The organism is Micavibrio aeruginosavorus EPB, from assembly GCF_000348745.1.
Lineage (GTDB): Bacteria > Pseudomonadota > Alphaproteobacteria > Micavibrionales > Micavibrionaceae > Micavibrio > Micavibrio aeruginosavorus_A.
Map to the genome: position 1 here is coordinate 669,776 of NC_020812.1, position 11,932 is coordinate 681,707.

Consider the following 11,932-nt stretch of genomic DNA (forward strand, 5'->3'; position numbering starts at 1 on the left):
CTGCGGCCCAGAACCTGCCGTCGCCTTTGTTGTGTCTGGGGTATGAAAAGGGGGACAGAATCTTTCTGGCGCCAGGAAAGCAAAAAATAAGGTCGCCAGAATCTCTCTGGCGACCGGGGATCGAAAACCGTCGAATCAGTAACGGCGTGATGGTCTTTGGGTCGAAACCGTTGGACATGCACCACCACTCCCCGGTCATAAGAAAAGCCGAGAAGCGCACCTGCTGATCCCGTGTTCTATGCGGGGCCAGTGCGACCGATGCGGGTCGCTGACTCATGGAATAGGGGTTTTCGAGGCCCCCAGGAGCGCGTACTTGGCATCCGGTGGAATGCTATAACCGAAAAGTGCACAGGATCAACCCGGCGGTTATTCATAACGCAAGCAAAACTGGAAAAAATTTACCTTGAGTTTGGATAATCCCAAGTTTTGGGGGTTAGGGGCGAATGTTCCAGCCTTCGAGCGTCCATTGTTCGCCGTCATGGACGAAAATGGACAAGGCCCCCGTGGCCATTTTCAATCCGTGGGCGCGGGCCAGAGAATCCGGGTCGGGGCAAAGATGTTGGGCGAAGCGGGCGATTCCGTTCGATGTCACGACCATGACGCATTGGCCCGGGCGGGTGTGGATCATGTCAGTTGCAAACGTGGTCCATCCATCAATGATGGTGGCGGGCCGCGGAGACCAATCAGCGGGCATGACGCCGTTCTTCTCCCAATCCTGTAACGCGGCTTCGCCCAGACGTGCAATAACGTGATCTTCGGTCTGGTTTTCGTCGGGGCCGTAATCAATTTCATTCAGGAACGACAGGGTGGATGATGGTGTGTTGACCTGCGCCGTTTCCAGCGCCAGCGCGCCCGTGCGCATCGTACGTTGCAATGTGGATGTAAATACGACATCGGGTGTGTACGCGTTGGTGGCGATGTAATGACCGATGGCGCGGGCTTGATCTTCGCCCTTCGCTGTTAATGGCAAATCGGTGCGGCATCCAACGCGGCGGGGTGGTTCTCCGCTTTCAAACGTGTTGCCGTGGCGCGCGATGATGAGTGTTGTACGTGTCATTGAGCCAGTCCATAAGATTTGAGCAAGGCGACGGATTGCGTGCGATACCATCCGGGATGCGGCATGCGCAATCCCATATCCAGCAACTGCACCGCATCCGTCATTTTTTTATCATCCAGCATCGTATGGGCCAGCGCAATCCGTGCATTGAAGTGTAACGGATTTTTTTGCAGGGCCCGCATGTAATGGCCGCGTGCGGCATCACGCAATCCGATGGCCAGTGCCAGATCACCGCGCAGGGCGTCAATATCCGCCCAATATGGATTCCAATGCGTTGCCGCATCCAGCAGGTCGGTGGTTTCGTTGATCAATTGTGTGCGGCTGGTCGGGGCGTCGTTGGCGTTGATCATTGAGATATTGATCCGCGCCAATGTCACTTCCGGGTCGATGAAGCTGTCTGGCCCCCAGCGATCGGCCCGGGCCAGATGGATCAGGACATTCCGTGCATCAGCAGGATCATCCGACGCCCAAGCGCGGCTGGCGGCGCGCATTTCAAACAAGGCACCGCCAATGGGAACGGTGATCGCAATAAACAAGACTAAAACCGCAAGTGTTGCGACCATAAATCCCGTTCGTTTCGGCCCTGGCGTGTGCGCGATGGTCGCATCACCATTTTGCAGGGCTTGGGCCGTGGCCTGATGCCATGCCGTCAGAAGAATGCCACAGGGGATCAAGGCCGCCAGTGTTTGTAACGGAAATTGGACATGGGATTGAATGGCCACGGCCAGCAAGGCGGTAAAGGGCACCAGAATATCCATCCGTCGATCCGGCGTGGCCATGCGCATGGCGCGGATTGTGCGCACCAAAACAGTACAGAGAATAATGTAGAACAGGATCAGTGCGGGAATGCCGGCTTCCGCCCCCCATTGCAAGGGGTCGCAATGCGCCCATGCGCCCAGCGATGTATCGGAAATGGATCCACGATAACCGGGATAGACCAGAAAGAACGTGCCCGGCCCGGTGCCAACGATGGGATTGTCCATCATCATGCGGATGGACCCGTCATGCATGATCAACCGGGGCAGCAGGCCATTTTCATGGGCCCCGTTCTGCGTCAGTGTGGCCAGGCGGTCGATGGTGGTTGTTTGTGGTCCCAGAACGAAAACCATCAAGGCCATGGACAACACCATCACACTGACCGGCGCAATGGCACGTTTGATCAATGTGCGGTCCATAAACGCAATCAGTGTCACGAGGGCAACCAGCGCGGCCACCAGCCCGCCGCGGCTGCCCGTGGCGATAATTGCGGCACACAGCAGGGCACAGGCGATCATCCCCACAATGGTCTGTGCCCGGTTCATCGCCGTGAGCGTGTGCGCAAGGGCCAGCGGTAAAGCCAGCGCAAACAGAGTACAAAGAATATTCGGGTCCAGCATCGGCCAGTGGGCGCGTGTGGTGACGCCCGTAATAAATTGCCACAGCGCGGGCAGAGCCAGCAGGCAAAACAATCCCAACAGACCAACCATCAACCACCGAACCATGACGTCGCGTTGAGGATGGGTGCCGATGATAAAGAATGTCAGCGGCAGGGCGCTGAATGTGCAGAAAGCGATCAGGCTGTGAAACGGCACCGGGCTGAGAGCCATGGACACGCCCATCCATCCCCACAGGCCGAGCAGGGATAAGGCCGTTGCCGTTGCGGGAATCGCCATACGTCCCGCGCGCAAGGCGGGAAAAGCCGTACAGGCCCCGGCCAGCAGGATCAGGCCGGTGACCACGGCCAATCCCGGGTCCTGTAATGCACTCAGCGGTAATGCGATCGCAGATGCGGCCAACAGGCAAATGACAGGAAGGATGGCCGCGGGGTGGATCATGATTATGCCGCCAGCGGGTCGCCAAATTCTTTGAGCATGGCCTCGGCCCGCGCAACATCTTCGGGGGAATCAATGCCGGCCTGCATCGTTCCGGATGGCAAATCCACCGCAACGGTTTGCACCGGAATATTGTTTTCCAGCAGGCGGAGCTGTTCGAGGCCTTCCAGCTCTTCATACCGTCCGGCGGGCAGGCTGACGAAGCGTTCCAGCACATCGGTGCGGAAACCGTACAGGCCGATATGTTGTTGCACTGGTGACGTCGCATCCGTCCCGCGCATTTTGTCTTCCTTGCGGATGGCGGGGATGATGTTTTTCGAAAACCACAGGGCTTGTCCCTTGGCATCGGTGACGCAGGTGGTGCCGCTGAATGGTGTGGTTTTCTTGTTCTCCCGCAACCGGTCCAGATCGCTCCAGTTCAGGCGGACGATGGGGGTCACCACGGAATGGGACGGGTCACCAACCCATGTCTTGATGACGGCGTGAACGATGGATGGTGGTGTGAAAGGTGCGTCGCCTTGCAAATTGACGATAAAGTCCGGGCGTTTATCCATCTGGCGCATGGCGGCCAGAACGCGGTCCGATCCCGTTGGGCAATCGTCAGAGGTCAGAAAGCAGGGCACATCCAGCGTTGCGGCATGATCGGCAATGCGCTGATCTTCGGTCGCAACGGCAATGGACACGCCGCGCATATCCTCACACGCCTTGCGCGCCAGACGAACCACGCGGTCCAGCATGGTGATGCCGGCGATTTTGGTCAGGGGTTTACCCGGGAACCGTGTCGACCCGTACCGGGCCGGAATAATAATGGCGATGGATGACATTATTTTGCGTCCTTTGCCCACCACGTGTCGGGAATGCCTGTGCCATAGCTGGGTGCGGTGTCCGGTTTGCCAAACTTGTCCCAATAGGCAATGCGCCATGCGCTTAAATACCAGTTGGGCACCATGTAGTATCCCCATTGCAGGACGCGATCGAGGGCAGAGGTGAGCGTCACCAGTTCCTCACGCGTTTGTGCGGCAACGATTTTTTCGACCAGCGCATCCACAACCGGGTCTTTGATGCCAATGTAGTTGCGTGAACCTGCCATGTCGGCGCGGTCCGATCCCCAGAATTCGCGTTGTTCATTGCCGGGGGAACTGGATTGCGGATACACCATCACCGTCATGTCAAAATCGAAATTATTCATGCGGTTTTGATATTGGGCATCATCAACCGTGCGATAGGTGGCTTTGATGCCCAGTTTTTTCAGGTTTTGAATGAACGGTGCGATCCAGCGTTCAAAGGCCGGGTTGCTGTCCACAAATTCAAATTCCAGCCGCTGGCCGGTGACGGAATGCACGCGCACACCGTCCTTGCCCATGACGTATCCGCCTTTGTTCAACAATTCATTGGCCCCGGCCAGCATATCGCGGTTGTTGCCGGATCCATCTGTTTTGCGGGGGTTAAATTCTTCCGCTATCACGCCGGGCAAGAGTTGGTCCCGGAAAGGTTCCAGAATGGCCAATTCGGCGGCGCTTGGCGTGCCTTTGGCTTCCATGTCCGAGTTGGAGAAATAGCTGCGTGTGCGCGTATAGGAATCGTGGGCGAATTGTTTGTTCGACCATTCGAAATCAAAAGCGTACGAAATGGCGCGGCGCACGTTGATGTCCTGAAAAATCGGGCGGCGCAGGTTAAAGATAAACCCTTGGGCTCCTTGGGGCAGGGTGTGGTGTATTTCCTCTTTTTTCACCTGGCCGCTTTTCACGACGGGGGAGTCATAGGCCGTCGCCCATGTCTTTGCGGTGTTTTCCTGACGGAAATCATATTGCCCGCCCAGGAATGCTTCTAAGGCTACGTTGGCATCGCGGTAATATTCGTATGTGATCTTGTCGAAATTATAACGACCCACATTGATGGGCAGGTCTTTGCCCCACCAATCCTGAACGCGGACCAGTTCGATCAATTCGCCCGGTTTCACCGTGCCGTATTTGTACGGGCCGCTGCCCAGCGGTGGGGTCAGGCTGCTTTCGCCGAATGCACGACCTTCGGCGGTCCAGTAATGTTCCGGAAGAATCGGCATTTGCCCGACGATCAGCGGCAGCTCGCGATTGCCTGTCATGTCGAAGGTGAATTTGACCCGCGTCGGGGACAATGCTTCCACAGTTTTCACGTTGTGGTAATACGCTTTGTAAAATGGTGCCCCTTCTGACATCAGGGCGGTGAAGGACCAGACCACATCGCCGGCGGTAATTTGTACGCCATCGTGCCATTTGGCCTGCGGACGCAGGTTGAAGATCACCCAGCTGCGGTCTTCCGGCACCTCGATGGTTTCGGCGAGCAGGCCGTATTCGGAAAACGGTTCATCCGCTGATTGTTCCAGCAAAGTTTCGCTGACCAGCGACGACCCCGCACCGGGCGCGCCCTTGATAATATGCGGGTTCAGGCCGTCGAATGTGCCAATCACGTGCTGGCGGAACGTGCCGCCCTTGGGGGCGTTTGGGTTGACGTAGTCCAGATGTTTGAAATCGGCGGCATATTTGGGTGCGCCGTGCATGGCCATGGCATGAACGGGTTTCACGGACGCATCTTGTGCCAGCGCCGGGAAAGACAGGAGGGCGAGTACGGCAACGCCGCTTAAAATTTTCAACATTCTTTTCGTCCTTCGTTTTGCTCAGGAATTAGTTTACGGCGCGTTTCGGGTTGATCGCGCTTTTGTGTCCAGTCGATCCATACAGATCCGGTTTGGCGAACAGGAAGCCCTGACCGTAATCAATGCCGAAATCCAGAACTTCGCGCAGCTGGTTGGCGTTTTCGACCCGTTCGACGATCAGATCAATCCCGGCACGATCCAGTTGGGCTTTCAACTTTGTAATGCGGGCGTTGCCGCCATCCTGTTGGGCTTCACGGATCAACCACGCGGCATCCAGCTTGATAAAGCGAATGCCCATGGACCGCAGGCGGTTGATGTCGATGCGGCGACGGCGCACCTGATCCACCGAAAAACGGCAACCCAGTTGTGACAAGCCGGACAGGATTTCGGTGACGCTTTTCGGTGCGTTGTCGATATCCCCCAGCGGCAATTCAAAAACAATGCGGGGGGCCAGCGTGCGATATTGCGCCAGGAACGTCACCAGATCGTTCATAAAGCTGGTGTCATGCAACGTGGCCGACGAAATATTGATGATCGAGGGCAGGGCATCGTCATCATCCCGCTGGTCCCGCAGGATTTGCAAGGCGCGCAGCAGCAGCAAATTGTCGATCGCCGGCACCATCGATTCCTTGTGCGCCAAATCCATATAACGTGCGGCGGGAATGTACGATCCGGCGGCGGCGCGCAGGCGGGCATACAGTTCCTGGAACCGGGCTTTGCGTTGCGGCAGGCTGACCACCGGTTGGACAAAGACGTCGATATGATCGTTTTGCACCGCGTGACGGATCAATTCCATCACAACGGTATCGCTGAATTTGTTGAAATCGGGATTCAGGGCCGCTTCTAATGCGGAAGGTGGCGGCACCATTTTCGGCGGTGGTGCGACCAGCAATTCCAAAATGCCCATGGCGGGGTCTTCGGCCTGTGCGTTTAATGCGGCTTGTTCCTGGGGTGACAGGATGCGCGTGCTGGGGCGGCGGCCCAGTTCGGACAGTTGCGTGATGATCGTTTCAATCATCTTGGCTTCAATCGTGTGGCCGGGGCCGAAATTTTTTCCAATCGCCATCACTTCGTCGGCGGCATCGGCCAGTCCTTCTTTGACCACGGCCAGATCTGTGCGGTTGCGCGCGACTTCGCGGACCAGGCGGTCATGGTTGCGAGTCAGGGATTCCAACTGTTCCGTGATGGTGCGTTCCCAATTGCGGCGGCTGATGATGTCGTACATGACCAGACCGGCCAGAACCAGCATGCCGCCCAGCAAGGCGGCGGAGCCGATTTCACTGTCCGGGCGGATCATGACGAAGGCCACGATCAATGCGCCGACAACGGCGACGGCCCCAACGGCAATACGCATCTGCATCGTGTTGAGTGATTCAATGATGGGGCGGGGCAGGAAAGCGACCGAGAAGCGGCGTGTGTTTTGCGGTGTATTGATGTCGGACATATCCAGATCAACATCAACACCAATATCAACCGGGGCAACGCGATGGCGCGAAAAAATGGAATGCAAAAAAGACCAAGCGCGTTGTTTTGCCTGTGCCATGTGGCCATGCCCCGTATTGGTAAAGAGATGCGTTGTATACCTTACCGGTGATCGGCGCCCACGGCTTCGCCCACATGGGAATAGCCATCTGCCTGTAATCGTTCGATCAATCCGGATTTAATCTCTTTTACCACGCCGGGCCCTTTGAAGGCCAGCGCGCTATAGAGTTGGACCAGACTCGCCCCCGCTTTTATTTTGTCATAAGCGCTATCGGCATCATGCACACCACCGGCCCCGATGATGGGTAAAGTGCCATTTGTTGCGGAATAGGCGAGGGCAATCGCACGCGTTGATTTCTTATGCAAAATTTGGCCGCTGAGGCCGCCTTTTTCACGGGCGAAGGATTCGGGCAAATGATCCGGTCGATCCAGCGTTGTGTTGGTCAGAATCAGGCCGTCCACATGCGAATCGGCCGCCACGCGGGCAAGGGTTTGAATTTGCTCATCCGATAAATCCGGGGCCAGTTTGACCAGCAACGGCGGCGGAGCCATGCCGCATGACCGCCCGCGTTCATGCAGGATCTTGCCGATCAGGTCTTTGAAAATGTCCGGTTCCTGTAAATCGCGCAGGCCGGGCGTGTTCGGTGATGAAATATTGACGGTCAGGTAATCGGCAAAGGGGCCGAGTGCCTGCACCAGCAGCATGTAATCCTTCGCGGGTTCGCTCTGGCCCTTGTTCATGCCGATATTGATGCCGACCAATCCGGGCGGGCGCGGGCGTTGATCTAGAAATTTTTCCAGATTTTCCTTGAACACATTCACGCCGCCATTGGGAAATCCCATGCGGTTGATAATGGCGTGGTGCCGGTGGTTGCGGAACAAGCGTGGTTTTGGGTTGCCCATTTGCGGACGGGGCGTGACCGTTCCAACCTCAACAAAGCCAAATCCGAAATTCAGCATCGGGGCGATCACAGCGGCATTTTTATCAAAGCCCGCGGCCAGCCCGATCGGGTTGGGGAAAATACGATTCCACAATGTGGTTTTTAAAATCGGATCATCGGCGACGTTTTGTGCGCGCGGCAAAAAAGGCAGGATTTTGAGCGTCAGATTATGCGCGTCTTCCGGCGGCAGCGCGAAGAGCAGGGGGCGGATCAGGGCGTAAAGATCGGCGGGCATTATGATTTAAAATGGCTGCGCGCGGTCTTCATATAATCCCACCCTGTGATAACGGTCAGGATCGTCGCGACCAGCAGCAACAGCAGCCCAGCCTGTGCCACGCCATGATACAACATACCGGGGATCAGGATGCCAAGCGCAATCATCTGCACGGCGGTTTTCCATTTGGCCAGTTGGGTGACATGAACCACAACGCCCTTCGGTCCCAGATATTCGCGCAGGCCCGCGACCAAAAATTCGCGTGTCATGATAATGATGGGCAGGGCAAGCCAGATGCCGGGAATGGCCTTCGTCGCGGCCAGCATAATGAACAACGCGGCGACCAGAATTTTATCGGCAATCGGATCGAGAAAGCGGCCAAAGTCGGAATATTGATCGTATTTGCGCGCGATCCACCCATCCAGCCAGTCGGTAAAAGCGCACAGCCCATACAGAATGAACGCCGTCCACACCGCCCACGCAGCCGGAACCAGCAACAGCCCCGCAATCACCGGGACCAACACAATGCGCAAAACCGTCAGGATATTGGCGGTGTTTTTTGGAATCGTTTTCATGGGGGTGTTATAGCAGGTCATTCCCCAATGAAAAAGACCCGCATAGAGCGGGTCTTTTGTAACTTTTCGGTGGATTACGCGAATATTATGCGCGGGCGGCGGCTTTTTTCTTTTCCGCTTCCGGGTCGCGCAGGACATAGCCGCGGCCCCAGACGGTTTCGATGTAGTTATCGCCACCGGCGGCGTTGGCCAGTTTTTTGCGCAGTTTGCAGATAAACACGTCGATGATTTTCACTTCCGGTTCGTCCATGCCGCCATACAGGTGGTTCAGGAACATTTCCTTGGTCAGGGTCGAGCCCTTGCGCAAAGAGAGCAGTTCCAGAATGCCGTATTCCTTGCCGGTCAAATGCAGCGGTTTGCTGTCCACTTCAACCGTGCGGGTGTCCAGGTTTACTTTAACCTTGCCGGTCATGATGACGGATTGGCTGTGGCCCTGGCTGCGGCGGACGATGGCCTGGATACGGGCGATCAGTTCGCGTTTGTCGAACGGCTTGGTCAAATAATCGTCGGCGCCGAAGCCCAGACCCTTAATCTTGTTGTCCATTTCCGACAGGCCGGAGAGGATCAGGATCGGGGTGGTGATTTTTGCGGCGCGCAGGTTTTTCAGAACGTCATAGCCGTCCATGTCGGGCAGCATCAGGTCCAGAATGATAATGTCGTAATCGTAAATCTTGCCGATTTCCAGACCGTCTTCGCCCAGATCGGTCGTGTCGACAATGTAACCTTCGGATTTCAGCATCAGTTCGATGCTTTTCGCTGTGGAGCTGTCATCTTCTACGAGCAGAACGCGCATGTTTTTTCCCCGCGGTTGGTTGGTATTCTTTAAAATGGAGGTCTGTGTATAGGTGGGCTTTGAGATCGTTCTAATCCGCAAGCCCGCTGTGCAGCTCCGATTAAACTTTATTAATATTAATATTAACAAATCCTGAACCGCCCTGCAAATCTTTCACCCTTTTTTATGGTCTTTGGGGTGCATTTTATCGATTTTTCTCAATTTTTTCATAAAGTTAGTGTGGGGCGAGGCGGCTCACGAAAAAATTTGGGAAATCTTCAGCCTGGACTTGTGCGGTGCGGTGGGGCGTAACGGGATTCTTAAGCCACGACAGATTCGTTAAGGTTGAGGCAGGCGCACAAACGGGTTTTGCATGGTGGCGCTTTGTGGATTTCGCGCCCGTTTTACGGCGAAGGCATTAAAAGTTTCGGCGATGTGGTCGGCAATACGACCCGTCACATTCAGGGGCGGTAATTCCGTGCCGATCAGCGGTGTAGCCGGATCATGGCGGTACAGATCACGGACATAGTGCTGGGCCAACAGTGTATGCGCAACCGGATAGGGCGTATCGGTATAGAGTGTGCGCCCATGCGTTATACATTCCGACAGGATGGATTGTGATTCACCCAACAGGATGGCACGGTCGGCCGCGGCAATTAATCCGACGTAAGGGTTATACGCGTTTTCAACAGAGTCAACGGTCGGCGCAATCACATGCATGCGATCGGTGCGTCCGGTATAGGTTGCGATGCTTTTAAAACGTCCTGTCAATGTTTGGTACAAATCCGCTTCGGTGCGGCGGCTGGGGCAAAAATAAATTGTGCCATCCAGATGACCATGACGGGCAAGGTCGTAGAACAGATCGTCCTGATCGCTATATTGCCACAGGCTGGTCGTAAAAATCGCAGTCAGTGGCCGGGGCAGGTCCGGGTGTTGATGGTGAAACGCTGCCTCTGCCTGTTGCAGAATGTCGGGGGTTAGATGGTGCGGCACAACCCCTTCCAGCGGCGTTCCCCAAAACAAATCATGTGCCATGGACGGCAGGGACTTTGAAATAAAAACGGTCGGTAATGGCGTTTGCGTGAACAGTTTTTCATTGGCGGCGTGGCCGATGACAATATCGGGTGCGCCATGTTCTGTTGCAATATCCTTGATGCGCTGGGCCGTTTCGTGGGTGTTTTGAAAACAATTCCGCATCATTTCGCGATCAATAATCAATGTACGACCGTTCAGGATTGTTGCAATCTGTTTGGCTAGGCCAATGGCGCCGTGGCTTTCACCCCGTGTGGGATCATCGTTGCCGATATAGGCCCAGATGCGCGCAATCCCATCCGTGTTGCACCGAAAACTCATCAGCACGCCCCCGGTTCTTTTATTTTTATGCAGCATGGATTTTGCAAGGCCATCATGCCCGGCCGCAATGTGCGCACGCGGGCGCTGCGGTCAAAATCGTTTGCGATTTTTGTAGCAATGATATCCGAGGTATCAATCGGGGGCAGGCGTGTGCAATTCAATGTCTGGTTCGGCTTTTGATGGTGCAGATACCGGATATACCCGGCATCGGCCAAAGGCTGGTAATGATGTTCAAATGCACCGATCATAGCCGGCGAGTCTGGCCAATGAATATGAAGGGGCCGACCATTGACGATAGCTTCGGACATGATGGATTGGGATTCGCCAATCAAAACGGCGTGGTCGGCCTGGTCAATCAAGCCAATATACGGGTTGAAACCATTTTTGACCTCGTCCAGCGGCGGGGCGAGGACGTTGAATAGCGCGGTGAGCCCCCGCCGTTTCAGGATTTTGTCGAGGTCATGTGTGGTGCGGCTGTACAGCATTTGATTGGTCCGCGTGGACGGGCAGAAATAAAGCGTCCCCCCATCCCCGTTCAGACATGTATCGGCAATAACCCCGGCGGTATCGTCCGTGTTGGCCAGATCGGCCAGAAATATCGCGGTCAGGGGGCGCGCCATATTGCAATGGTGCGCGGAAAATTCTTGCCCGTTCTTGGCCAGAATATCCGGCGTTAAATGGTGCGGGACAATCAAATTTAACCCGGTCGTGGGCGGCAACATATCCTTCGCAATGTGTGGCAAAATCGTATCGATCAGGAATGTGGGGTCCGCATCTGTTTTATGCGCCAATTGTTGCGCCGTATGGCCGATGACAATATCGGGGCGCCCATTCCGTTCCATCAGTTTTTCCAGTTTCTTGGCCATGGATTTGGTGTTCGGGAATGATGTGTTCAGCATGTCTTCGTCAACATACAACATGCGCCCGTTCAATTTTTCCGCAACACGCTGTGCCAGACCGGTGGCACCACGGCTTTCCCCCCGCATCGGATCGTCACCACCGATATACGCCCACACCCGCACAATCCCATCGGCGTTGCACCGATAGGGTGGGGTATTGCGGAGTATGTCGTTCAGCTCTGGTGTGTCCATGGTC

Annotated in this window: 10 protein-coding genes; all 10 read right to left on the reverse strand. The window is 55.7% G+C overall.

Annotated features, from left to right (window positions below; genetic code table 11):
* Positions 1–433: 433 nt before the first annotated feature.
* The 10 genes from A11S_RS03120 to A11S_RS03165 all read right to left on the reverse strand — a co-directional run bounded on the left by A11S_RS03120 (position 434) and on the right by A11S_RS03165 (position 11,928).
* Positions 434–1,057, reverse strand: a complete 624-nt coding sequence (locus A11S_RS03120) for a histidine phosphatase family protein (protein ID WP_015467028.1) — start codon at positions 1,055–1,057, stop codon at positions 434–436.
* A complete protein-coding gene (locus A11S_RS03125) occupies positions 1,054–2,871 on the reverse strand; it encodes an O-antigen ligase family protein (protein ID WP_015467029.1) in 1,818 nt (605 codons plus the stop codon). The genes A11S_RS03120 and A11S_RS03125 overlap by 4 nt, the downstream gene beginning before the upstream one ends.
* A 2-nt stretch (positions 2,872–2,873) precedes the next feature.
* Positions 2,874–3,692: a 3-deoxy-manno-octulosonate cytidylyltransferase gene (locus A11S_RS03130; RefSeq protein ID WP_015467030.1), complete on the reverse strand. Its 819-nt coding sequence runs from the start codon at positions 3,690–3,692 to the stop codon at positions 2,874–2,876.
* Positions 3,692–5,500, reverse strand: coding sequence for an extracellular solute-binding protein (locus A11S_RS03135; RefSeq protein ID WP_015467031.1), 1,809 nt, complete (start codon positions 5,498–5,500; stop codon positions 3,692–3,694). The genes A11S_RS03130 and A11S_RS03135 overlap by 1 nt, the downstream gene beginning before the upstream one ends.
* Positions 5,501–5,528: 28 nt before the next feature.
* On the reverse strand, positions 5,529–7,043 hold the full coding sequence (locus A11S_RS03140; RefSeq protein ID WP_015467032.1) for an EAL domain-containing protein: 1,515 nt from the start codon (positions 7,041–7,043) through the stop codon (positions 5,529–5,531).
* A gap of 41 nt (positions 7,044–7,084) precedes the next feature.
* Positions 7,085–8,158 carry a quinone-dependent dihydroorotate dehydrogenase gene (locus A11S_RS03145; RefSeq protein WP_015467033.1) on the reverse strand — a complete coding sequence of 358 codons (1,074 nt, stop codon included), beginning with the start codon at positions 8,156–8,158 and terminating at the stop codon, positions 7,085–7,087.
* Positions 8,158–8,712, reverse strand: a complete 555-nt coding sequence (pgsA, locus tag A11S_RS03150; RefSeq protein ID WP_041802896.1) for a CDP-diacylglycerol--glycerol-3-phosphate 3-phosphatidyltransferase — start codon at positions 8,710–8,712, stop codon at positions 8,158–8,160. Before pgsA ends, A11S_RS03145 begins: the two co-directional genes overlap by 1 nt.
* 85 nt (positions 8,713–8,797) lie before the next feature.
* Positions 8,798–9,505, reverse strand: a complete 708-nt coding sequence (gene ctrA, locus A11S_RS03155; protein ID WP_014102304.1) for a response regulator transcription factor CtrA — start codon at positions 9,503–9,505, stop codon at positions 8,798–8,800.
* A 318-nt stretch (positions 9,506–9,823) separates the two neighbouring features.
* Positions 9,824–10,837 (reverse strand): ELM1/GtrOC1 family putative glycosyltransferase, encoded by a 1,014-nt coding sequence (locus A11S_RS03160; RefSeq protein ID WP_015467036.1) that lies wholly within the window; start codon positions 10,835–10,837, stop codon positions 9,824–9,826.
* Positions 10,837–11,928 carry an ELM1/GtrOC1 family putative glycosyltransferase gene (locus tag A11S_RS03165; RefSeq protein ID WP_081604786.1) on the reverse strand — a complete coding sequence of 364 codons (1,092 nt, stop codon included), beginning with the start codon at positions 11,926–11,928 and terminating at the stop codon, positions 10,837–10,839. Before A11S_RS03165 ends, A11S_RS03160 begins: the two co-directional genes overlap by 1 nt.
* Between the last annotated feature and the right edge of the window lie 4 nt (positions 11,929–11,932).